The sequence below is a fragment of the Alteromonas sp. AO-Serp genome (genome assembly GCF_017849675.1).
In the GTDB taxonomy this organism is placed as follows: domain Bacteria; phylum Pseudomonadota; class Gammaproteobacteria; order Enterobacterales; family Alteromonadaceae; genus Alteromonas; species Alteromonas macleodii.
This window is the reverse complement of record NZ_JAFLMX010000059.1, coordinates 1-24,360: the sequence shown is the minus strand read 5'-3', so window position 1 is coordinate 24,360 and position 24,360 is coordinate 1. Positions and strand designations below refer to the sequence as shown.

General features: G+C 43.9%; 14 protein-coding genes. 6 read left to right on the top strand and 8 right to left on the bottom strand.

The window, feature by feature from the left end:
- Positions 1–67: 67 nt before the first annotated feature.
- The gene (locus tag QVA83_RS05135; protein ID WP_156079035.1) at positions 68–772 is read left to right on the top strand and encodes a hypothetical protein; all 705 of its coding nucleotides are present in this window, start codon (positions 68–70) and stop codon (positions 770–772) included.
- A 4-nt stretch (positions 773–776) separates the two neighbouring features.
- A complete protein-coding gene (locus QVA83_RS05130) occupies positions 777–3,944 on the top strand; it encodes an endo-1,4-beta-xylanase (protein WP_156079036.1) in 3,168 nt (1,055 codons plus the stop codon).
- A 97-nt stretch (positions 3,945–4,041) separates the two neighbouring features.
- On the opposite strand, the gene QVA83_RS05125 is transcribed toward QVA83_RS05130, so the two are convergent.
- The 4 genes from QVA83_RS05125 to xylB all read right to left on the bottom strand — a co-directional run bounded on the left by QVA83_RS05125 (position 4,042) and on the right by xylB (position 10,012).
- Positions 4,042–5,022 (bottom strand): aldo/keto reductase, encoded by a 981-nt coding sequence (locus QVA83_RS05125; protein WP_156079037.1) that lies wholly within the window; start codon positions 5,020–5,022, stop codon positions 4,042–4,044.
- A 62-nt stretch (positions 5,023–5,084) separates the two neighbouring features.
- On the bottom strand, positions 5,085–7,100 hold the full coding sequence (gene tkt, locus QVA83_RS05120; RefSeq protein WP_156079038.1) for a transketolase: 2,016 nt from the start codon (positions 7,098–7,100) through the stop codon (positions 5,085–5,087).
- 104 nt (positions 7,101–7,204) lie between these two features.
- Positions 7,205–8,524 carry a xylose isomerase gene (gene xylA, locus QVA83_RS05115; protein ID WP_156079039.1) on the bottom strand — a complete coding sequence of 440 codons (1,320 nt, stop codon included), beginning with the start codon at positions 8,522–8,524 and terminating at the stop codon, positions 7,205–7,207.
- 3 nt (positions 8,525–8,527) lie between these two features.
- Positions 8,528–10,012 (bottom strand): xylulokinase, encoded by a 1,485-nt coding sequence (xylB, locus tag QVA83_RS05110; protein ID WP_156079040.1) that lies wholly within the window; start codon positions 10,010–10,012, stop codon positions 8,528–8,530.
- A gap of 284 nt (positions 10,013–10,296) precedes the next feature.
- Between xylB and tal the strand changes: the two genes are divergently transcribed.
- Positions 10,297–11,250 (top strand): transaldolase, encoded by a 954-nt coding sequence (tal, locus tag QVA83_RS05105; RefSeq protein WP_156079041.1) that lies wholly within the window; start codon positions 10,297–10,299, stop codon positions 11,248–11,250.
- Positions 11,251–11,346: 96 nt separating this feature from the next.
- Here the strand turns inward: tal and QVA83_RS05100 are convergent, their stop codons facing one another.
- Positions 11,347–12,285: an aldose epimerase family protein gene (locus tag QVA83_RS05100; RefSeq protein WP_156079042.1), complete on the bottom strand. Its 939-nt coding sequence runs from the start codon at positions 12,283–12,285 to the stop codon at positions 11,347–11,349.
- 380 nt (positions 12,286–12,665) lie between these two features.
- On the opposite strand from QVA83_RS05100, the gene QVA83_RS05095 reads away from it, so the two are divergent.
- Both QVA83_RS05095 and QVA83_RS05090 read left to right on the top strand, forming a co-directional pair.
- The gene (locus QVA83_RS05095) at positions 12,666–15,191 is read left to right on the top strand and encodes a glycoside hydrolase family 3 protein (RefSeq protein ID WP_156079043.1); all 2,526 of its coding nucleotides are present in this window, start codon (positions 12,666–12,668) and stop codon (positions 15,189–15,191) included.
- A gap of 33 nt (positions 15,192–15,224) precedes the next feature.
- Positions 15,225–16,631 (top strand): sugar porter family MFS transporter, encoded by a 1,407-nt coding sequence (locus QVA83_RS05090; protein ID WP_156079044.1) that lies wholly within the window; start codon positions 15,225–15,227, stop codon positions 16,629–16,631.
- 28 nt (positions 16,632–16,659) lie between these two features.
- Here the strand turns inward: QVA83_RS05090 and QVA83_RS05085 are convergent, their stop codons facing one another.
- A complete protein-coding gene (locus QVA83_RS05085; protein ID WP_156079045.1) occupies positions 16,660–19,065 on the bottom strand; it encodes a glycoside hydrolase family 9 protein in 2,406 nt (801 codons plus the stop codon).
- Between the two features lie 263 nt (positions 19,066–19,328).
- Between QVA83_RS05085 and QVA83_RS05080 the strand changes: the two genes are divergently transcribed.
- On the top strand, positions 19,329–21,152 hold the full coding sequence (locus QVA83_RS05080; protein WP_156079046.1) for a NosD domain-containing protein: 1,824 nt from the start codon (positions 19,329–19,331) through the stop codon (positions 21,150–21,152).
- A 39-nt stretch (positions 21,153–21,191) separates the two neighbouring features.
- Here QVA83_RS05080 and QVA83_RS05075 read toward each other — a convergent pair whose 3' ends face one another.
- Together QVA83_RS05075 and QVA83_RS05070 are read right to left on the bottom strand one after the other, a co-directional pair.
- Positions 21,192–22,022 carry a glycoside hydrolase family 11 protein gene (locus QVA83_RS05075; RefSeq protein ID WP_156079047.1) on the bottom strand — a complete coding sequence of 277 codons (831 nt, stop codon included), beginning with the start codon at positions 22,020–22,022 and terminating at the stop codon, positions 21,192–21,194.
- Between the two features lie 113 nt (positions 22,023–22,135).
- The gene (locus QVA83_RS05070) at positions 22,136–23,692 is read right to left on the bottom strand and encodes an alpha-N-arabinofuranosidase (RefSeq protein WP_156079048.1); all 1,557 of its coding nucleotides are present in this window, start codon (positions 23,690–23,692) and stop codon (positions 22,136–22,138) included.
- Between the last annotated feature and the right edge of the window lie 668 nt (positions 23,693–24,360).

Below are 24,360 nucleotides of genomic sequence, written 5' to 3'. Positions count from 1 at the left end.
ACTAAGTTAAATTTCGTTTTTTAGTAATGACGGAGTGCCCCCCAATAAATAAATTAGGAATATAGCTATGTTGGTTTATCGAAGTATTTTATTAAGCTTATTAATGCTCTATCTGCCCGCTGTGAACGCAGCAATTCTTGAAAACGGCGATTTCTCAACGTGTAATTTTGCAGGATGGGAACGAGATACAGATGGCGCTGGCGTTATAGCGTCGGGAAATGACTTTTCCATAAATGGCACCGCCCCCAGTTGTGAGGCTGTAATTAGTGTTGATTACACAGATACAGAAGCCTTTTTTGCAAACACATTATTTCAGTTTTTAGATTTCAGCTCTGCGGGAAGTGGACCACTCACTCTGAGCATGGATATTGAGGTAAATAGTGAATTATCAGACATCGATAATAGTTTTATTGCCGATTATTTTGTTATTAGCTTTTTTGATGGCATCAATTTTTATAGTAATACGGGCTCTACCGGGAGCCTTTTTGAAGCCGATATTAACGGCTTGGCCAGTTACACTCTTTCTTTTCTACTTGATCCATCGCTTACATCAATCTCGAATTTGTCCCTAGATTTTCAGCTTCTGTTAGGTGCAGATGATGATGGTTTTACCGATTTAGGTGGTTCTACTCTCCGAATAAATAACGTATCCATTACTGAAAACAGGGTGCCGGTTCCAGCGCCTAGTGGAGTAATACTTATGATGATTAGTTTGGCTGCTTTAGGCGCGCGAACGTCGCGAGGAAAGCAGTTAGGTTGGCAGAGGAGCTAGGACAATGACCAAATTTTTACTGAAACTAATTATAGTTACTTCTTTAACCTGGCTAGCTTCACCCGTTTTAGCCGACTGGACTGATATTGAAGAAATATCGATTAGCAAATCTCGACCTTTATTTGACAGAACGAACAGAGTCTACGTTGTTAATGTACAAATACAGAATGATAGTGATGAGGACATTCAAGGCCCTCTAAGAATGCTGGTTAAAAACGCTACCATTGAGGTGACGGGCGAGGATGGTCTAAGCGAAAGTGGTGCGCCATATTTTGTAGTTAGTGAAGCATCATTACCTGCTGGTCAAAGCGTCTCGGTTAAAACGACGTTTGAACCGAATCGAGCGAGGCTCGCCTTTGATGCTGTTATTCAAAAGGCAGAGCCTAACGTTGCAATTTATGCAGAGGCAGAGGGCGGGGGTGCCAGCACGCTAGTGTTTAAAGGTAACGCCTTCAGTGTTATTGAGGGCGACCCGAGTTTCGTCACCATCAATGAAACAGACACTAATGCGCCAACCGATGATGCTCGTGTTATCGAACTTGAAATCGCTTTCCCTGAGGCCGGAGAATATACGCTATATGCGAGAGTGCGTGTTGGCCCTAATACAGTTGAAGACGACAGCTTCTTTCTCCCTACTGAGTTTGGTAGAAATAACGGCTGGGAAACGCTTAATAATATTTCAGGATTTGTGGTGCCTGGAGAGCCTGGCTATGAAGCGAACAGTTTAGTTATCTCGGGAGGTTCAGCCGCAGGTAACGTGTGGAAATGGACACGGATAGCAGGCCCGACCTATACGGTACCTGATAATAGCTTAGATCAGGTGTTTCGATTTGCTGGTCGCGAAGATGGTTTAGCCATTGATAAGTTTGCATTTGCCAAAGAAGATCTTCTGTTCACTATAGAAGCATTAGAAAATGGCCGTGCTGGTAACCATATTGAACCACCCCCACCTTTCGTTCCCGCTGGACCTCCACTTGCTACAGGGCAAGAGAAATTCCTCGGGGGAGTTTGCTGTGGACGACAGCGACCTAACTTCGAAGCTTACTGGAATCAGGTTACGCCCGAAAATGCAGGCAAATGGGGTTCAGTGGAAGGTACCAGAGATGTGATGAACTGGGCTGAGCTTGATGAAGCCTATGAGCTCGCCAAAGCCAACAATTTCCCTTATAAGCATCACGTTCTCGTATGGGGGAATCAGCAGCCTGAATGGATAACAGATTTGCCTGCAGAGGAACAACTTGAAGAAATTCTGGAATGGTTTAATGCCGTAAACGCAAGATATGAAGCTATCGACTTTATTGAGGTGGTAAATGAATTTGATAATGATCCGCCAAATCTAGCCAATGATGGCCCAGGCTACATTGATGCGTTGCGTTTATTTGATCCGCAAACCACTTCGGAATTAATTAGCCAATTTGAAAATAATGGCTTGTCAACGCCCGAAGCCACAAATAAGGCCGCTAAGTTCGACTGGATCATCAATGCATTCCAGATGGCACGAAATATTTTCCCTTCAACTACCCGCTTGATGTTTAATGAGTATAATTTAATCAATTCCACCTCTCGTACTGACCTTGCTATTGAATTAGCGAAGTTACTTCAAGCACGTGGACTACTTGATGACTTTGGCTTTCAAGGCCATGCTTTTTCTACAACTGGTCCTAACGAAGCTATGTTAGAAAATCTCGATAGAATCGCGTCAGAAACAGGATTAGATGTTTACGTTACTGAGCTTGATATCGATGGCCCGACCGAGCTTATTCAATTACTGGATTATCAAAGAATATTCCCCCTATTTTGGGAACATCCGGCAGTTAAAGGGATAACTATGTGGGGGTATTTACCGGGTCACTGGCGCGAGAATCAAGGTGCTATATTAGCAGTGGAAAACGGTTCGGAAAAACCTGCTCTGAAGTGGTTACGTAGTTACATGCGAGGCCTCTCTCCTACCATCACAAATCCGGGTCTGCTGGAGGTTAGCGCAGATGCACCAATCGGGACCTCTATTATAGTACTTGAGTCTAAAACATTTGACGGCGTGGTTAACACCGAAGGTGAACCCGTCACTTGGTCAATCTTAGGTGGCTCGGGTGAGGGGGAATTCACTATCGACAGTGAAACGGGTGAAATTACTACTACTGAAAATTTACGTTCTGCATTGAGAAATCTTTACGTACAAGTTGAGCAGGACGGCTACACCAGCTTGGTCTTGGATCTACAAATCTTCATTCCAGGTGACGACTTAGAGCCCGTTGTGATTGAGTACGATTTTCTGAATGATGTTCAAGGCTGGCGCGGTGATTATGGTACTGGAGCGTCTGTGGGTTATGATGAGGCGGCACAGGCGGCTGTAATGATACCAGACTGGGCCGGTAACGCGAATGAGCAGGTGTATATTCGCGAGATAGCGTTAACTGACCTAACCGATGCAACCGTGGACTATTCCGTAACGGTTTCTCAAACGCTTGTGGACGCAGGCCTAACGATTCAAGGCTTTATTCAAACCGGAGCGCCAAGCTATACGCGTATATATGGTGAGGCGTTTACACCAGTGGCGGGCGAGAATACGTTCAGAATAAGCCCGCTGGATAATGGTAATGGTGACATTGAAATTATTGAACGAATAGGTTTTCAACTTAACGGGCCTTTAACCGGGGCGTTAGACGAAAACGTATTGTTAAATAATGTGATTGTTACTATTCCTGTAACGGTTCCGGCGAGTAATGTAGTTGAATATGATTTTGAAGAAACTGTTGAAGGCTGGCAAGGCGAATACGGCACAACTGCAAATGTGGTGCATAACGCGCTGCGCGAATCGGCTGAATTACTTCCAAACGGTTCAAGTGCTTTACATAACTATATAGTCCAGTTTTCCCCTACTGATTATACAGGTGCAAGTCTAAAATATACGGTGACAGTAACCGAGGAGCAGGCCAACAATGGATTGACTGTGCAGGGCTATGTTCAGACAGGAGCGCCTAGTTACACACGACTGTACGGAAATATTCAAAATGTGGTGCCAGGTGAAAACGTCTTTACTTTCACTCCCGTTGATAATGGTAATGGCGACATCGCAAACGTTGAAAGGATAGCATTTCAAATTAATGGATCGTTTTCAGGCGCAAGTGAGGATACTGTGTTGCTTGATAACGTGCTAGTGACATTTCCTTAAAGAATGATGTAGCGCCCGGCTACTAGAAAAAGTAAACCCCTCTGACAAAAGAAGGGTTTATTATTGAGCTAATGACCTCAAGTACAAAGGTTTTATATTACACTGGGCACCTAATTAGATTCGCTATTTTAGACTGATATAGTTCATACAGTAATTTGTGACTTTCGCTTGAAAGAGGAGCGATAGTAGAAGCGTTTACGTTTTGTATAACCTGTTGTGCAGAGCTGGCCCCTGGAATTACAGTTGTTACTTCTTCGTGGTCTAAAATCCACCGCATAGCGAAGTTTGCCATCGTTATTTCAGAGGGCTTTATCTGCTGCAACGCGTCTACCAATTTAAGACCTTCATTAAAATCAATGCCAGAAAAGGTTTCGCCAACACTGAAAGCTTCGCCATCTTTGTTGTAGTTTCTATGGTCGGATTCAGCGAACGACGTTGAAGCGTTATACTTGCCACTTAATAAACCGCTGGCAAGAGGAAGGCGCGCAATAATACCAACCTGGTTTTCTTTGGCTACTTTGAATAAAGCATCTTTAGGAGCCTGTCGAAATAGGTTAAAAATAACTTGCAGAGAAGTTAGGTCTGGATGTGCTACACACATCATGGCTTCATCAATGGTTTCAACACTAGCGCCAAAATAATCGATAAGGCCTTCCTGTTGCATTTGCCTTAAGAAATCAAAAATGTGACCTTTTTCTAAAACCGAAGGTGGTATGCAGTGAAGTTGAAGAAGATCAATTTTATCGCGACGCAGCCGATCACGAGAGCGTCGAATAGCGTCGCGCATATCTTGAAGCGTATAACCATTGGGGTAGGTGCCTTCACCACGGCCGTATTTAGTAGCTATTTTAACGTCAGCTTTTGTTTGCTCCAGCCGTTCTCCAAGAATAGACTCGCTTCGCCCCGCTCCGTATACATCAGCGGTATCGAAAAAAGTTATACCGTTCTCTAAGGCAGCTTCTATGATATGAATAGCATCTTTTATAGCGATTGGACCAAAATCTCCTCCCAATTGCCAGCATCCCAGACCAACTTCGCTCGCTAAAATAGAAGAGTTACCAAGTTTTCGTTGTTTCATATTTTTCCCTTTAGATATCGTCTTCACCGGTTAATTAAAGTGTTATCCGTCCTTTTAGCTCCTTAAAAAGTGTTCCGTTTTGCCAGAGCTTTTTGAGCTTTTGCAACCACATTCTCGACGGTAATGCCAAAGTGTGAGAACAGAACATCGCCTGGTGCCGATTCCCCAAAGCTGTCAAGGCCAATAATTTCTCCCGCAGGCCCCACGAACTTGTGCCAGTAATCGACATGTGCGGCCTCTATGGCTAGCCTACATGTTACGTGAGGGGGCAATACCTGTTCTTGGTAAGTAGATTCTTGACGCAGAAATACACTCGGGCTGGGTAAGGATACGACACTGGCTTTAATACCGTGCAAGTTGATTAGTTGTTCAGCAGCTTCAACAGCAAGTGGGACTTCTGAACCAGTGGCAATGAGGATAATGTCAGGTTCGCCCTCACAAGGGCGAAGAGTATAGCCACCTTTTTCAACCTTTTGTAATTGGTCATCGGTTCTTACTTGGGGCTTCACACTTTGCCTACTAAAAACTAAAGCGGTGGGGCCGTTTGAGCGCATAAGCGCTATCTTCCATGCTACCGCCGTCTCCGCAGCGTCGCAGGGCCGCCATGTATCCAAATTAGGTGTCATACGTAAAGTGGCAAGTTGCTCAATTGGCTGATGAGTAGGGCCGTCTTCGCCTTGACCTATTGAGTCATGGGTATAAACGAAAATATTAGGAAGGCCCATTAATGCTGCCATTCGTACAGCATTTCGAGCATACTCCATGAAAATTAGAAAGGTAGCACAAAATGGTTTAAGACCACTGTGGATGCTAATTCCATTAGCAATAGCAGTCATTCCAAATTCTCGTACTCCGTAAAACAGATAGTTTCCTGAAGCATTTTCTGCGGTTATCGGTTGAGATGAGTTCCACATGGTTAAATTGGACCCCGACAAGTCAGCTGAGCCTCCAATTATTTCAGGTAAAAGATTCGCATAAAATTCAATAGCGTTTTGGGAAGCTTTACGTGTTGCCATAGGTTGCATTTCAGCTTGCGCTGAGTGGATGAAACTATTGGCGTTTTGTGAAAAGTTTTCTGGCAACTGTCCCGTAGTGCGTCGTGTAAATTCGCTCGCTAGTTCAGGATGCGCTTCATTAAACTTCTTAAATAAGGTATTCCACTCATTCTCCCACGCTGCACCGGCCTCTCTGGCGTCCCACTTATGGCGGATGTCACTAGGGATATTAAAGGGATCATGATGCCAGTTGAGGACTTTTCTCGTCGCCCGAATTTCACTTTCTCCGAGCGGTGAACCGTGACTACTGTTTTTACCAGCCTTATTTGGAGACCCAGCACCAATCACCGTTTTACAGCAAATTAACGTGGGTTTGCCAGCGCACTTTTTCGCTTCTAAAATAGCATTGTCGATAGCCTCATTGTCGTGACCATCAACGTTAGCGATAACTTGCCAGCCATAAGCTTGGAATCGGGCTTGCGTATCGTCAGTGAACCAGCCTTTTACTTCGCCATCTATTGAAATACCATTGTCGTCCCAAAATACTATAAGCTTTTCCAATCCCAGCGTCCCTGCCAAAGAACAAGCCTCGTGGGAAATGCCTTCCATCAAGCAACCGTCGCCAGCAAAACAATAGGTATAATGGTCAACTACCGCATATTCAGGTTTATTAAACTGTGCGGCCAAAACTTTTTCAGCAATAGCCATCCCCACAGCATTGGCAAGTCCTTGACCTAGCGGCCCAGTGGTGGTTTCTACCCCCGGGGTGTAGCTATATTCAGGATGCCCTGGCGTTTTAGAGTGTAGCTGACGAAATCGCTTTAGGTCGTCGATAGAAAGGTCATAGCCAGTTAGATGAAGCAGCGCATAGAGCAACATAGAACCATGACCGTTTGACAAAACAAATCTATCGCGGTTGAACCAGTAAGGATTAGATGGGTTATGTCTGAGATGTTTTGTCCAGAGCGTATAGGCGATATCCGCCATTCCCAGAGGAGCTCCGGGATGACCAGACTGAGCTTTTTCTACCGCATCCATGCATAAAGCACGTACAGCATTAGCCATAGGATTCGAAAATTTCATAATTATTCCAAAAAGATAATGAAGTGATGTTGATGAAAATCGAGTGAGAAGACTAAAGGTAAAAAGCGGGCTAGAAATTCTTCCAGCCCGCGATGTAGGCAAAATTAGCCAAATAGTGCGCGGTTTAGTTTATTTTCGAGTAGCTCTTGTTGACCACTCACGGCTTTGGGCGCTAAGTCATTCGATACACAATGCTCTGCTAATGATTCCAAGCTGTGTTTACCACTGTCAATTGCTTTACCTAAATCACTCTGCCAGCCTTTATATCTTGCTTCTTTTGCTTGCGCCAGAAAGTCGTTTTCAATGATTTTTGCAGCTTTTCGTAACGCTAAGGCCATATGGTCCATGCCCCCTATATGACCATGGAATAAATCTGCCGGGGCGCAGCTCTGGCGACGAAGTTTACAGTCAAAATTCAATCCGCCAGTAGTAAAGCCACCATTTTTTAAGATTTCATACATGACCAGCGTCAACTCATCAACAGCATTTGGAAACTGGTCAGTATCCCAGCCGTTTTGTGCATCACCACGATTAGCATCAATGCTGCCAAAAATGCCTAATGCTATTGCTGTTGCTATTTCATGGTGGAAAGAGTGGCCAGCAAGCGTAGCGTGATTCGCTTCGATATTGACTTTGAATTCGTCCTCTAGTCCATAACGTTTTAGAAAACCATACACAGTGGCCGAGTCGTAGTCATACTGATGTTTTGTAGGCTCCTGAGGCTTAGGTTCGATGAGTAGCGTTCCTTTAAAGCCAATCTTATGCTTGTGCTCTGCGACCATGGTAAAGAAGCGCCCCAACTGTTCATCTTCCTTTTTAAGGTTGGTGTTAAGGAGACTTTCATAACCTTCTCTTCCGCCCCATAGTACATAATTCTCACCACCCAACCGCTTGGTAGCGTTCATAGCATGGAAAACTTGTGTTGCGCCAAAAGTAAAAACTTCAGGATTGGGGTTTGAGGCACCGCCAGCACAATATCTTGGGTGGCTAAATAAGTTCGCTGTGCCCCATAAAAGTTTCAGTCCTGTCTGTGCTTGCTTCTCTTCAAGCACATCGACCATAGTTGAAAAGTTGCTGACATACTCATTAATGCTGTCTCCGCCGGGCGCCACATCGGTGTCATGGAAACAGTAATAAGGAACATTCAATTTGCTGAAAAAATCAAATGCAACATCAGCTTTTTCAACTGCGCGCTTCATGGGGTCGCCATCTTTCAACCACGGTCTGCCAAAGGTGCCTTGACCAAACACATCAGCGCCATCCCAACAAAAGTTATGCCAGTAACACGCTGCAAAACGCAGGTGTTCTGCCATGGTTTTTCCCAAAATAACCTCTTCGGGGTTATAGTAATGAAAAGCTAAATCGTTGTCTGATTCAGGTCCTTCATATTGAATAGGTTTAATATTTTCAAAATAAGCTGACATAATTTAGCGCTCCGTTGACGTTTGAGATAAAGGCGATACCGCTTGCTGAATAGCGGGATAAAGCGAAACGAATACGTTTCGTCTTCGCTGGTAAACTTGATGATGCTCTGCATTTGGGTTGTGGGTATCAACCAGAGGTGGCGATCCACACACATTTTGCACTTGACTGTTTTCGCAGGTTCCCAGTTGAGCTAACCTTGCAGCTCCTAGTGCAGGGCCAACATCTCCTCCCTGCTTGTAAGAAAGTTTTAGGTTCAAGATATCCGCCATCATTTGTCGCCAATAGGCGCTTTTAGTGCCACCGCCAATTAAACAAATGTCATTCGCAGTGGTACCTGAGGCATGAACAGCATCTACACCATCAGCCATAGCAAAACAAACCCCCTCCAAAACAGCGTAAGCCATATCTTTTGTGGAGTGTTGGTGTGTAAGGCCAATAAAGGCGCCAGAGGCATTAGGGTCGTTGTGCGGCGTACGTTCACCACTTAAATATGGAAGGAAAAACGGCGCATTTTTCGACGGGCCGTCTTCATTTTCTAGCAAAGAAAGTACAGCTGGAACGTCTTTTCCAAGCACTGATTTGGCGAACCAGTCAAGGCAGCTGGCGGCACTTAGCATTACCGACATTAAATGCCAGCGGTCAGGTAAGGCATGACAAAAGCTATGCACTGCTTTCTCAGGGAAGCTGCTAAATTGATCAGCTACGACAAAGTATACGCCAGAGGTGCCAAGTGAAATCATGCCTTGACCAGGCTCAGTCAACCCAACGCCTATGGCGCCGGCTGCATTGTCTCCTGCACCGGCCACAATTGGGATTTCGTCCATTCCCCACTTCTGGGCTAGCTCGGGTAATAATGTCCCCGTTACTTGGGGCCCCTCGACCAACTCTGGCATGTGCTTTTTCGTAAGCCCACATGCAGCCAAAAGTGATTCATCCCAACAGCGTTCTCGGGTGTTCATCCACATTGTGCCTGACGCATCTGACATATCAGAAAAGAACGTGCCGCACAGCCGAAATCTCAAATAGTCTTTGGGCAAAAGCACTTTATGAATTCTCTTAAAATGCTCAGGTTCATTATTCTTGACCCACAGCAACTTGGGCGCAGTAAACCCTGGCATCATAATATTACCAGTCAATATTCGGCTGTCTGAAACAACCCCTTCAATTTCCAAACACTGCGCTTGGCAGCGCCCATCGTTCCATAAAATTGCAGGCCTTATTACGCTTCCAGCTTCATCTAACAAAGTAGCGCCGTGCATTTGCCCAGAGAGCCCTATCGCTTTTATCTGTGAAACGATATGAGACTGTGAAAGCTGGTCAATAACCGACTCTACTGCTGACCACCAATCAAGTGGGTTTTGCTCAGACCAAAGGGGGTTGGGACTGTTCACAGACAACGCCGCAGATTTCGTGTCGATGATATTACCTGCGTCGTCCATAAGTGCCGCTTTTAAACCAGATGTTCCTAAATCTATCCCTAAATACATAACTACATTCCAGAACATAACCAGGCCGAAATGGTCATTCTTTTTATCGGCTATCGCAATTATGAAATGTGGAAATGAAATTCTTTAATTTTGTAATTTATTTGTTATTAGGTGGTGGTTTCACTTTTTTAGGAAGGTTATAGGCTATGTTTTTTTAGTCAGATTTTTCGCAACACCAATATCCAAAATCATAATATCTGCGCCCTGTATTTGCGATTTACATTAATACTCAAAGTTCTTCCGAACTGACCCAAAGTCCTTTTAGATAATTACAGAGTAAAGAAATGAAAAATCAGTTAGATGCATTGAGGGATATGACTACCGTAGTTGCAGATACAGGAAACGTGGAAGCAATTAAAACGTATCGACCTTATGATGCCACTACCAACCCATCCTTAATTTTAAAAGCCGCTACGCTGCCTCAATATCAACATTTGATTGATAAATCACTTAGCTGGGCAAGGGCACAGGCTAATAATAAGGAACGGCAAATTCTGCACGCCAACGACATGCTCTGTGTACTTATTGGTAAAGAAATAAGCGAGTTTGTACCTGGAAGAGTGTCTACGGAAGTAGATGCTAGACTGTCCTTCAATACATTTGCCACTATTGATAAGGCCAAACAACTCGTAAAACTATATGAGGAAGAAGGCGTCGACAAATCTCGTATTCTTATAAAGATAGCCTCGACGTGGGAGGGAATTAAAGCCGCTGAGCAGTTAGAGCGGGAAGGCATTAATTGTAACCTTACGCTTTTGTTTAACTTTGCGCAGGCAAGAGCGTGTGCCGAAGCAAACGTGTTTTTGATATCCCCGTTCGTCGGCAGAATATTAGACTGGTACAAGTCTCATCACAATATTGCTGAGTACTTACCTAGCGATGACCCTGGAGTTAAATCGGTCACCGAAATCTATAATTATTATAAAGTTCACGGTTATAAAACCGTTGTTATGGGAGCGAGCTTTAGAAATATCGGTGAGATTCAGGCTTTGGCAGGGTGTGACAGATTAACTATTAGTCCAGAGCTTCTGGAGGCACTGGCGAACTGTTCAGATCCGCTACCTCGTATGCTTTGTGATAAAAATGAGTACCAAGTTCCCCCTGCACCAATAGATGAGGCAACCTTTCGCTGGGAAATGAACCAAAACGCAATGGCCACAGAAAAGCTTGCTGAAGGCATACGCAACTTTGCTATCGATCAACAAAAGCTGGAAAACATGCTTGCTGACAGACTATAGGAAATGCTGTGAGATAACGCCCTCATCTAGGTGTTACCATTGATAGTTCCCCAAGTGTTCAAAGCGATATTGCGACAATGTTGAAACTGGGAACTATCATTCTGTGGTAATTGTATAGTCGATTATGTGTTGTTGAAGCGTATTTGCTGGAAGTAACCCCAAGGGATGATTTTTACAATTAGGCATGTCAGGGCCGAACTGCGGTTCTATACAAACGCTCTGGTTTTTACAAAAAGGCTCACTTAAATGACCTCCGGTATAAAACTGCATGGCAGGGTAGTCTGAAGATACTTCCAGCTTCAAATCTCTATCGAAACTTTCCAAAATAGCCTTGGAGCACGAATTGGAAAAAATGAAATTGTTATCGAGAACCTGAGACCCCTTTTGTTGAGTTAAAAGATGCCGCTTTGAATAGTCATATTGCGTATGTTTGACTGACTGAGGAGGGCGGATTGGTAGGCCGTTCGAATCGTTAATATTTACGTGAGTTGCACATGTGGTAAGCCACTGCTCTAAGCCACCTTGATGGCTATGAACTCCGTTAAGATTGAAGTAACTATGGGCTGACATTCCCGCTACTGTGTCTTTCTCCGAGAATGCACTTACGCGAAGTCGAAGCCGGTTATTTTCTAATGTGTATTCAGCGGTAAGTTCTAATGCTCCAGGGTAACCATTCCACATATCCTGAATAACTAATTCCAGCCGCACAGCGCTCTGTGAATAACGAGTGATTTGCCATACCTGCTTATCTATTGCATTTTCCCCTCCGTGCAAATGATTAAGGCCTTCGTTGCGGTCAAGGTGCAATACTTGGCTTTCTCTAATATCTACCCTCCCATCTTTAATTCTGTTTGCAAATGGGCCAACAATTGCACCTAGGTAAAATTGGTCGGATAAATAATCTGCTTCGTTATTGTACTTAAGCACAATCGGCCGATAGCTGCCATTTACTTGTACCTGCCAATCAAGGATGCGAGCACCAAAATCACTTATAGTGACACGCATTGCATCAGATTTAAGTTCGATGATTTTCATAAACTATTATTTTTTGCTCTCCGTCAGCGTATATACCAAGCGTTGTTCCCACGTATACCAATTACTTGAAAGTAACAGTGAATTTATCGGGCAATTCATTGACGACGCCTTTTCCTCAACCGGATACAAAATCCCGATCGGAGCTAACGCAGGGACTTCCGATATTTCAACCGCGCTCTGCACATAAACCTACTTAGCACAAGGGAACTAGCAAACGTGCGATAGATGTCTTTTTAACAGAACAACAACATGTTAGCGCAGCATGTAAACAATCTGTTTATGAATTGTTGTAAGTCGTTTGTGTTTTTTATGCATCGCGTAGTGGTGATTATTTTTTCTGGCAGTATTACACCATCAACAATTTTTGATGGTTTAAAGAGATGTCAAAGGTTCACTATTTTTCTGCGTTAGCGTTTGTATTTTTGGCTTCTTCTTGCTCGGGTATGGAAAAAAAGAACACAACTATTTATCGAGAAGACGTTCCTAAAATAGAACCTAAGGCGTGGCCTTCACAGCAATCTCCAATAACGGTAAACCGTGAACACGAAAAGAAAATCGCTACGTTACTTAATGCAATGTCGGTGGAAGAGAAGGTGGGGCAGATTATTCAAGCTGACATCAATTCTGTGACGCCTGACGAAGCAAGAGAATTTTATCTTGGCGCGGTATTGAATGGTGGGAACTCTGCGCCAGAAAACAATAATCGTGCAGAAGCGGACAAGTGGCTGGCGTTAGCTGATGAATTTTGGCTAGCCTCTACTGATAAATCTAACGGCAGAGCCGGCATCCCTTTGCTGTGGGGAAGTGACGCTGTTCACGGGCATAATAATATTGTAGGAGCAACTATTTTCCCTCACAACATTGGACTAGGAGCGGCCAACGACCCTGCACTAATGGCAAAAATAGGAAAGGTAACCGCCACTGAAATGCGAGTAACGGGGTTAGACTGGACATTTGCTCCAACCTTGGCTGTAGCACGAAATAGCAGATGGGGAAGAACCTACGAAAGCTTTTCTGAAGATCCGGCCATTGTTGCGAGCTATGCTGAACCACTCGTCTCCGGTATTCAGGGGAAAGTTAACACGGACCAGTTTTTAAATTCACATCATATTATATCAACCGCTAAACACTTTATTGGTGATGGGGGTACGCGTAATGGTCAAGACCAAGGGGACAACGTAGATGATCAGATAACAATGCGCGATGTGCACGGCGCTGGGTATCCACCCGCAATACAAGCCGGTGTGCAGGTGATAATGGCGTCGTTTAACAGCTGGCACGGTATAAAAATGCATGGACACAAGACCATGCTCACCGATGTATTGGTGGCTCAAATGGGGTTTGATGGCTTTGTAGTGGGCGACTGGAACGGGCACGGACAAGTTGAAGGCTGCACGAATGTGTCTTGTGCTAATGCGTTTAACGCAGGTCTTGATATGTTTATGGCGCCAGATAGCTGGAAGAAGCTCTATCAAAATACACTCGAGCAAGTAAAGTCGGGAGAAATTACGTTAGCTCGTTTAGATCAGGCTGTGGCCCGAATACTAAGAGTAAAACTGCGAGCAGGTCTGTTCGATGCAGGATTACCATCATTACGGCCACTAGCGGGTGACTATAAGCGTTTGGGTTGCGAATCTCATCGAGCCGTGGCGCGAGAGGCGGTCAGAAAGTCACTAGTGTTGTTAAAGAATAACAAGCAATTAATACCGCTTAGCCCGAATCAACGTATTCTTGTGGCGGGTACAGCCGCTGACAATATTAGCCAAGCTAGTGGCGGGTGGACGTTAAGCTGGCAGGGTACAGGTAATGCCAATAGCGATTTTCCGAACGGAGAGTCAATTCTTGCCGGCATTAGATCGGCGGTAGCCGGTAGTGAGGGTACAGTCGATTATCACCCTGAGGGTAAATTTGAAGTACGACCGGATGTAGCGATCATCGTTTTCGGTGAACAACCTTACGCAGAGTTCCAAGGAGATAGACCCAACGTAGATTTCACCGATAACACTGGATTAGAACTCCTTCAAAAATTCAAAGCGTTAAATATTCCCACTGTTTCGATATTTATTTCCGGACGACCTTTATGGGTGAATCCAGAAATAAACGCGTCCGATGCGTTTGTTGCAGCTTGGTTGCCTGGAACTGAAGGCGGCGGAATTGCAGACGTAATAATGCGTAATGAGCAAGAAAAAATTAACCATGACTTCATTGGGCGCCTAAGTTTCTCGTGGCCCAAAAAAGCCGATCAAGATGTTTTGAGTGGTGAAAATGCCGACTATGATCCCTTATTCGCTTTGGGATATGGACTCTCTGTAACGGACGATGTCAGCGTTGAACAGCTAGATGAAACCCAAGCAGAGACAATAAGCGACTATCACATATCAAACTTTTTGATTGCTGGAGCAGCGGTATCACCATGGCGATTAGTGTTGAGCGATGTCAAAGGTCGCAATCAGTACCTACAGGGAAAAAGCAGCAGTGCGAGTGGCAACATGAATGTTGAATCGGCTGATTATCTCGCCCAAGAAGATTCGGTTATTGTGAACTGGTTAGATAGAGGAAGCTTTTTAATAGAGGGAGAACCGATTGACCTTGAACGCCAGTCGAATGGTGATATGGCTCTACAGATAGACTATCAGGTGTTATCAGCAGACATACAGCGCGCCTCAATAAAGTTGGGGTGCGAAAGTCAATGCAAGTCAAACCTGGACGTGACGACAACAATACAAGCAAAAGCAGGCGAGGGATGGCAGCAAGGCTTTGTGAAACTCAGTTGTTTTGCTGATATAGGCGCTGATATGAAAAACATAAAAGTTCCTTTTGAGTTAGAGATAATTGGCACTGGGTCCATTCAACTAAACACAATTAAATTAGTGGCAAATCAGGGTCAGGCGAGCTGCCAATTGTAGTGCTCTTTAATTAATCTTTTAGGTGGTAGTTTTGTGAAAGATATCAAAGAAAAAGAAAATCTTATTTTTATTTTCCTTATCAGTGTGGTGGCTACTATCGGTGGCTTTTTGTTTGGCTTCGATAGCGGGGTAATTAACGGCACTGTCGACGGGCTAAAACTGGCTTTTAGTTCTGACTCTGTTGGCACCGGGTTTAATGTTGCCAGTATGTTGCTTGGGTGTGGAGTGGGCGCCTTCATCGCAGGAAGGCTCTCGGACATAGTAGGGCGTAGAACCGTTCTTTTGTTATCGTCTTCATTGTTTATTGCTAGTGCATGGGGGTCAGGTATAGCAATAAGCTCTACCGAATTTGTGGTTTATCGCGTTATTGGCGGGTTGGCAGTCGGAGCTGCCTCAGTGATTGCACCTGCTTATATTAGTGAAATTGCTCCAGCAAACATACGGGGTAAGCTTATCACTATTCAACAAGTAGCCATCATTTTCGGCTTATTTAGCGCATTCGTCAGTAATTATATGGTAGCCAATATGGCGGGGCTATCAACAGCTCCTTTTTGGTGGGGATATGAAGCATGGAGGTGGATGTTCTGGATAGAATTGTTTCCAGCCGCACTATTTCTTGCAAGCTTATTTTTCATTCCTGAAAGCCCACGTTTTTTAGTTATGAAGCAAAGCAGTAAACGAGCGCTGGCCATTTTACAGAAGTTGTATGGTCAAGAAGCAGGACAAAGAAAACTTTTGGAGATTGAAGCATCTTTAGTTAAAAAAGACCGAAAACCAAAGTTTTCAGATTTAATCGACAAAACGAGAAACCGTCTACGTCCCATTGTATGGGTAGGTGTCGGATTGGCTACATTTCAGCAGCTTGTAGGAATAAACGTGGTTTTTTATTACGGAGCGGTGCTATGGCAAGCTGTGGGATTTTCAGAGGCTGATGCACTTTTAATTAACGTTATCTCAGGCGCTGTAAGTATCGCTGGTTGTGTTATCACCATGTTTCTCATTGACCGATTAGGGCGTAAACCTTTTCTGATTATTGGTTCAATAGGAATGACTATTTCTCTCGCATTAATGGTATTCACCTTCGTCAACTCATCGAGCGACATCAACGGAAATTTGATTCTTGGCGGATTAGGTAGTGTGGCGCTTATTTCCGCCAATGCTTACGTTTTCTTTTTCAATTTATCCTGGGGGCCTGTAATGTGGGTTTTACTAGGTGAGATGTTTCCTAACCTAATCAGAGGCTCTGGTCTCGCTGTAAGTGGCTTAGCACAATGGCTAGCTAACTTTGCAGTCACCATGACTTTCCCACTCCTGCTAACTGGGATTGGATTGGCAGGCGCTTACAGTATCTATACTACGTGCGCGCTTCTTTCAGTCTTTTTCGTGTTTAAATTTGTTCGCGAAACCGCAGGGAACGAGCTCGAACAAATGCAGGGCTAATCTGTAAGGGAGAATAGCCCTATTTGGGCTATTCAGCAGAGCTATTTAGTAAGTCGTTAGCGGCATGCACAAGCATGATATAAGACGCTGCGATATTTATTACGTATTCATTTTGGCCCCAGAAAAATGGCCATTCTTCATTATTTTCTGGCAGGTCAGGTTTAATTATTAAAATACCCGGGACAACCCCACCAGAAATAAATGAAAAATCTGCGCGATTCATACCGTAGGCTACGCGTTTTGATACGGTGCCGACATTTGATACGAGGGATATATCTGAATCTGGATGCGTCCCGTAGAGATAATGCAGCCCATCATAAACAGCGTCTGGTTCGAGTAACCCAGGAAACGCCTTGACCAAATAGTAATGATGAATAGCATCGCGTATTATCCGTCCATTTCCTGCCCATCCACCTTCTGTAATGGTGACATTAAACGGGTTACCTTGCGTAATGTGCCTACCTTCATTCACATAGTCTTTAGCTAGCAATTCAATTTTTTGCTTATAATTATCGCCCATTAAAGGAATTAAGCGAACTAGAGTACCAATGTGCTGCGCAAAATGTGCCTCGACTTCGGGCCAAAGGGTATTAATTGCCTGCTTATACTGCTCGTCGCCCGTGCTCATCAATAGTTCTGCTGCCGCCGAAAGCTTTTCTGCGTCAAGTCGTCCCCCTGTTGTATTCCCATGATGAAATAAAAAGGGAGGGTGAGATCGCTCTTCATGCCAAGCTAACTCGGCTGTATTGAGCGCTTCTGTAGCGAGCTCAGGATTATGATCCCGTAGTGCACGCGCGGCTGCACTTAAAGCGGCGATAGAGCCAAAGTTAACGGCTGAGGAGCGACTGGTAAATACCCATCTATCATCAGGGACCCCGCTGTGTTTTCCATCTGCTTGTAAAGGTGTCATTGTAGGGCTGTATACCAGATTGTCGGTCATGGTGATGCCATCACCCAAGTGTGTATACTGGGATATATTAGGCACAATGATACCGTTTATTGCTCTGCCAAATGCTCGGTGTTGTGCAATTAATGCTAAAGTGCCGTGCTCAATTTGCTGGAGTATGTCGGGTTTACCGTCTGGCACATGAATGTCAACAAACTTTCGGTCGTAATCAACAAGGGTAGTATCGCGTTTTGGCGCAAACTGATCCCATACTTCAACAAGACCTAGAACGGCTCTGTATTGCGACTGAGTACGAATGTCGTAATCTCCCGCATCATACCATCCACCAATATTTAACCCCGGAACATGCTCTAAAGGCGCGAATTGAGTATCGGTTGTTGGCCCCTGGGCATATAAATCAAAATGTTTTTGGTTGACCGGTGCCTGCAAAGCATCATCTAAGTGGGAAGCACCATGCCAAACTCTGTAGGCTTCGTTTACTAAAACATGGTCCATTTGAACCGGAAAAAAAACGTCTAGGGTTGGATGCCAGGCTTTGCTGAAAATATCATTACTTATTCTGAACGGCGCGGTGATGGTGTCATTGTACTTAAGCTGATAAAGGCCACTTTCACGTACCGCTGAAAAGTCGAATTTTGCATATTGATATCGTTTATATTTCCCCCAATCCATTGGCTTTTTAGACAAGACCGCGTTCTTTTCACCCGACGGCATTATTTTAAGTAAGGAAACTAGGTTTTCGCCTATGACGTGCTTCGGGTCGAGTTCAAGTACCGCTATTTTGTTTTGATTAGGGTGGTAGCCTACCTGAGAATGCGCAATTATTGGTGACCGTTCCCAATCCTTTATACTGCTAACGTTTAGAGACCATTCCAGCACTTTACCGCTTTTATTTGCCGGGATCATGGAACGCGCTACAAACCACCCATTTTGGGCCTTTGTTCTTCCATCATACAGATAGATAGGTTGCTGTTTCGACTCAATACTTATTCTGCGCTCTGCGTCTTCGGGTGCTAGGACTAAATGGTACGCGGTGGCAAGCGGCGTTGGTGCTTGCAAATCATTCTGTTCTTTTGGTCCAGAGGGGTAAAGAGGAAACGTACCGGTTGCGTCATCGGCGATAAAAGACTTATTAAAATATGCTGAAGGCATAAATTCGAGGTTAAACCCCGCCTTGTTCACTAGCTCTTCGGGTAAAGGGGCATCAGTGTGTACGCTAATGTTGATATGCTCTTTCGTCGAAGTTACATTGACGCTGAAATTAAATTTGTGTTCTGGATAATGTAGTGAAGCTCTAATGGCACCGTTTTCGGCATCAACATCGCGTTTGATGAAAGTCGGAATACTATCCCACTGTTCGGGCGTATCATTTAGCCTAACGTCACCATTAGTGGCGATACGCTTGCCGTGCTGAATAATTTCAATGCCACTAATCTTTGAATCGCTGAACAGCCCATCGTACCAGTTGCTATATACCAATATATTGGCTCCTGGAGCCTCAAAATACTCTGAATCATTAATTTTCATAGGGGGGGAAGTTTGCCCCTTAACTGTTAAAGCACTGATTAAAAAAACACTGCCGCACAAGAGTTTTAACCTCATGTTTGTTCCTTTCTTGCTACTTGTGAATTGATTTTTCATTATGCTAGTAGAAAGCGGAGCAACATATATTACTGAATTTGTTAACCTCATTTCGATTATTTGTTAATAGGATGAATATAGATTCATCACCGCTCACTAACCTCTATACTGGCTTTCTTTAACTTGTGAATATTAAAGGAACAGTAATCATGAACATTTGGCTCCGTTTCGGACTCATCGTGATGACTTTTGGACTCAGTTCAGTCACACCTGTAAACGCGCAATTTTCTGGGGGACCTTATGGGCCAATCTCGAAAAGCTATGCGCAGCCAAACGCTAAGACGATATATTATGTGTCTCCAGAAGGACAACCACGGGCAGATGGACTCAAACTTGATAATCCCACTTCGCTTAGCTCTGCTATAAGTAAAGTAACATCGGGAGATGCAATAGTTTTAAGAGGTGGTACTTATCGCACTGGCAATTTAATACTTAATCAAGGGATAACTTTACAACCCTATAAAGACGAAAAACCCATTTTGAAAGGAACTCAAGTAGCCTCGACCTGGGAACAAAAACAAGACAATGTGTGGGTTACAAATTGGAAAACCTTGTTTCCTTCTAAACCTATGTTTTGGTGGCGTCAGGAGCGCCACATTGATAAAACGCCGCTACATCGATTTAATAATGACATGGTTTTTATTGATGGTGAGTTTTTACAGTCGGCCGGTAGTATCGAAGAGTTAACGCCTAATACATTTTTTGTTGATTATGAGAAGCAGCAGGTTTACATCGGTACTGATCCAAATAATAAGTTAATCGAAATCACCGCTTACGACACAGCGCTGTTGCGTACATCGAACGAGGTCCACAATAAACGAAGTGACAAAATTGGGCCTAAAATCTATGGGATTACGTTTACTCAATACGCTTGGCGGGCTATCGGTATAGAAGGTAAACGAACCTTTTTACCAGAAGACGAGCCAGTAGATGAACCTGTTGGCGTTGCCGATCCTTTAACCTATGGTAAAGAGGTCATAAACACGCTACTTGAAAATGTCACCATCACATATTGCTCGCGTGTCGCAGGCTATTTTCGCGGTGACGGTTTAATAATAAGACACTCCCTGATTTCTGATACCAGTACTGAAGGTATCTATATTATTGGTTCTTCAGACGTGTTACTCGAAAAAAACATCATTCAGCGTAACGATATTGAGAACATCACTGGTTATTATGTTTCCGCAGTGAAAATCATTAATCAAACGTACAGAGTAACAGTACGGGATAACTTGATTATTAATCATCCAACATCAAAGGGTGTATGGTACGACGTGGGAAACCGTGAAGGCCTGTTTATCAACAACTATGTCGAAAACACGCAGGCTGGGTTATTTTTTGAGATATCGGATGGCATTACGGCTGTGGGTAACGTATTTGTAAATAACGACTTAGGTGTGTGGGTGCTCAACTCAGCGAACGCCAATATTGCGCATAATACGTTTGTAAACAGTACGCTGCGATTTACAAGAACTGCTCGAAGTGCCACAGATGACCACTTTGGCTGGCACCCCGAGACAGGGCCTGATGTATTTGAGCGAGATGGTCATACAGTAAAAAGTAATTTGTTGACGGCAGATGAGCAACATCATGGCCCTTTACTAAGTGTGGATCAAGAGGACGCTTTATGCGCCCAATACAAGAAAGCTCAACTTGCTGAACTGGACGGAAACGCTTATGTAAAACCTGAAAATCAACAGCCGTTGATAACATTATCTACAAATAGTTCAGAGCCCTGCAATCGTAAAATACATACACTCGATAAATTGCAAGGCAGCACAGCTCAATATGAAGCCAATGGTCAACTGATTATCGGGCATCCCAGAACAGTCTTTGTCTCTCCTGACTTAAAGCGATTTGAACTACAGCGCCATATTTCCAAAAAAGTGAATATAGTATTGCCAGAGAAGGTAACGAGCGCTTTTAAAAATATTGGTGCGCTACCGTCGGCATCGGATAATCAAAGTCGATAATTAACACAAGATTACAACTGCGCAGGTTAGGCAGCTGAGTTAAAGTTGAGCACTAGCATCCCACACTTTACCGGTCGCCTTACCGTCCTCTGCAGGATTAAATACTTCTACTGCCATAACTTGATATGTAGGGTCGTCGCTTGCGTCAAAATTATTCATATCAGGAAGAATCCAGCCTGTGTCAGCCCAAGCTGCCACGTGATCGGCAAAGATAATTTTATGGTCTTCGCCTAGAGGCATGGGTTTAGACGGTTTACTCCAGTACTGATAAAAAGTGGCCGTATTATTTATAGAGGGCTTTCCCTCTCGTATAGTCCGATAAGTTGTGTATTCAACGCCATTACTCACAAATGTCTTACCGAAAATGCCGTTTTGGCTAGGGTCATAGGTCCAGCGCTGAAGAACATAATATTCAACTAAGTGAGCAGGATTGTCTTTAGACATGTTGCTGTCGTAACCCCATCCATAGAGTGCAATATAACTAGCGCCACTCTCTTGTTCAAAGCGATAGCCAATTTCGCGGCTCACATCTCCGTAATGCCACCCGGGGCCCCCCACATAATTATATCCGCCACCCTGCCAACTCACTTCAAATTCTCCGCTTTGACTTAGTTTGAGAGAGGCTTCGCCACCGTCTTTCCAGTGAGTAAAAAAGAGAGCCCCAACATGTCCTGTTGCATGGTTTTTAGACATGTGTATGTCATCGTCGAATTGCTTTGTATAGGCTTTAAATTTAGTAATAGCTTGCGGCTTGAAAGCTTCAGGGTCATTATCAAAACTTATTCCGTCACCTTGATGAGGTGAGCAGCCAATAAGAAGAGCAATGCTCGCTACAGTCATCGCGATTTGTCTAATAAGTAATATCTGCATAATTCTTTCTATTCTTATAAAAAACATTAATGTTAAATGAAAGCGCAAACTGAACGCTTAAGTTATATTGCGCCCCACTGCTTTTGCGGGTCTTTTCACACCACACTTTTTGATTAAAGCTGGCCTAAATTAAGAACCATCAGCGACTTTGCTGGGACGACTATGACGGCCTTACCATCTTTAACGCCAGTAGAGTACTCATAAGGTTGAATATTGTTCGGGTTATCAAAGGTATTGTGCTCGTCCATTTTATCGCTGGTTAATACTTCCCCTTTGACCTTTTTTATCTGATTAAGCTCTACTTCAATTGCATTATTCAACTGCGTGTTCACTATAGAAATATAGGTGTTACCGTCCTGTGCCTTGGCGGCTGAAGCACTGATACTTGGAATGCTTATCTCTGCGTGTTTATTTAATAGTGGCTTACTTAGGCTAACGGGAAGGTAGGTCGCGTTTTGAAACGGTATATGCATTTTAAATACATGATATGTGGGCGTTAAAAGCATTCTTTCGTTATCAGTGAGTATCATGGCTTGCAATACGTTAACCATCTGAGCAATTACCGTCATTTGTACGCGTTCGGCGTGGCGGTTGAAAACGTGAATATTCAATGCAGCTATAATCGCATCTCTCAACGTATTTTGCTGATACAAAAAACCAGGGTTAGTCCCCTCATCAACGTCGTACCAGGTTCCCCATTCGTCGACATAAAAACCGATTTTGTTTTCAGGATCCATTTCTTTAAGAACGGCGAGGTTCTTCTCAATAAATGCTTCAATTTGCAAAGTGCGATGTATCGCTGAATACCATTGATCTTCGGGGAAACCTGTGGCGCTTCCTTTATTACTCCAATCTCCGGTCGGAAGTGTGTAGTAATGATGGCTTATCGCGTCCATTTTTAGACTCCATGAAGAGTTAATTTTCTCGGTGAGTACTTTTGTCCACTCTGTTTGATCGTCAGTACCACCGCTGGCAATAAACTTAGGTTGGTTTCCTCCTGGGGCTTTGAGAAATGCAGAATATTGCTTGTAAAGATCAGCGTAATATTCTGGTGTCATATTACCCCCACATCCCCAGCTTTCATTGCCAATGGCGAAGTAGTCCACTTTAAACGGCTTATCTCGGCCGTTTCTTTTACGTTCGCGAACAATCGTCGTATCTGCATCAGAGGTCATATAGTGCAGCCACTCTACCATTTCTCGGGGATTGCCTGTTCCCAGATTGCCGTTGACGTATGTTTGTGCGCCTAATAACTCTGCGAATTGGAAAAATTCATGGGTGCCAAACGCATTATCTTCAATAACCCCTCCCCAATTACTATTGATTGTTCTTGGGCGTTTATCTCGCGGACCTAAACCATCTCGCCAATGATACTCATCTGCGAAGCAGCCCCCTGGCCAGCGCAATAAAGGTACCTTTAAATCGCGTAATGCTTGTAGTACATCTAATCGGAAGCCTTCTTCATTAGGTATGCGTGAGTCTTCACCTACCCAAATGCCTTCATAAATGCCTCTGCCTAAATGCTCCATAAACTGGCCATAAATATTTTTATTCAATATCGGGCCAGAGCTTTCGACATCAATATTTAACTTTACGTCAACGGCAAGGGCCGCCGTCGGCGTCGCTAGTATAGAAAAACAATAAAATAGCAATGGCTTTATTTTAAACATTTAAGTCTCGCCTCAATATCAAAAACAACATTGATAATACAAGTAACTTTCCTAAAAATTTATAACGACATTTACGATTCAATTTATGTTGTTTCGTAATGGCGACGTCGTATTGAAAGCTTTGTCTCTTCTCCTTCTTCGGTGATGTTCCGCTCGCAGCGTGGAAAAACAGTAAGTGTTGGCTTAGTAAGCCAATAGTTAACTAAATAAGGCAGCTCTTTTAACTCACTTCCCTTTGCCTTGCCGCTTTTGCTACATTAGCTTGTGTTACATTAGATCGCGCGCATGGAAACTCTATGCACGCAGATACTCTTGAATAAAGAGTACTAAAATAAAAAATACCGAAATAATGAAGAGGTGTGGGTCACACCGAAACCGAAGTTCGTATGTTGTTAGCGTTTAGCGAGGCCGTTGACATGCTGTAAATGCCTTCACGTTTAACGAAGGTAATGTCGCTCATTTGACCACAGCCTTTTTCAAGGCAGCACTTTCGGACAACCGTAATGAGCTAAGGGCTTTCGACCTTTGGTGTACGAACGTTTCACCTGTCTGTACAGCAAGGTTCATTTGCCCTAATCAAAGGATGATTTTATGAACTCGCCTGTCTCAAAAAATATGCTGAATGTCAGCGCCGATTACCCCGACCTTAGGGATCGTTATTACCAACC

Excerpts from the sequence above, each read along its gene's own strand:
- tal (WP_156079041.1), top strand. The coding sequence starts at position 10,297 with ATGAAAAATCAGTTAGATGCATTGAGGGATATGACTACCGTAGTTGCA.
- QVA83_RS05125 (WP_156079037.1), bottom strand. The coding sequence starts at position 5,022 with ATGAAACAACGAAAACTTGGTAACTCTTCTATTTTAGCGAGCGAAGTT.
- xylA (WP_156079039.1), bottom strand. The coding sequence starts at position 8,524 with ATGTCAGCTTATTTTGAAAATATTAAACCTATTCAATATGAAGGACCT.
- tkt (WP_156079038.1), bottom strand. The coding sequence starts at position 7,100 with ATGAAATTTTCGAATCCTATGGCTAATGCTGTACGTGCTTTATGCATG.
- QVA83_RS05070 (WP_156079048.1), bottom strand. The coding sequence starts at position 23,692 with ATGTTTAAAATAAAGCCATTGCTATTTTATTGTTTTTCTATACTAGCG.
- xylB (WP_156079040.1), bottom strand. The coding sequence starts at position 10,012 with ATGTATTTAGGGATAGATTTAGGAACATCTGGTTTAAAAGCGGCACTT.
- QVA83_RS05075 (WP_156079047.1), bottom strand. The coding sequence starts at position 22,022 with ATGCAGATATTACTTATTAGACAAATCGCGATGACTGTAGCGAGCATT.
- QVA83_RS05135 (WP_156079035.1), top strand. The coding sequence starts at position 68 with ATGTTGGTTTATCGAAGTATTTTATTAAGCTTATTAATGCTCTATCTG.
- QVA83_RS05080 (WP_156079046.1), top strand. The coding sequence starts at position 19,329 with ATGAACATTTGGCTCCGTTTCGGACTCATCGTGATGACTTTTGGACTC.
- QVA83_RS05095 (WP_156079043.1), top strand. The coding sequence starts at position 12,666 with ATGTCAAAGGTTCACTATTTTTCTGCGTTAGCGTTTGTATTTTTGGCT.
- QVA83_RS05085 (WP_156079045.1), bottom strand. The coding sequence starts at position 19,065 with ATGAAAATTAATGATTCAGAGTATTTTGAGGCTCCAGGAGCCAATATA.
- QVA83_RS05100 (WP_156079042.1), bottom strand. The coding sequence starts at position 12,285 with ATGAAAATCATCGAACTTAAATCTGATGCAATGCGTGTCACTATAAGT.
- QVA83_RS05130 (WP_156079036.1), top strand. The coding sequence starts at position 777 with ATGACCAAATTTTTACTGAAACTAATTATAGTTACTTCTTTAACCTGG.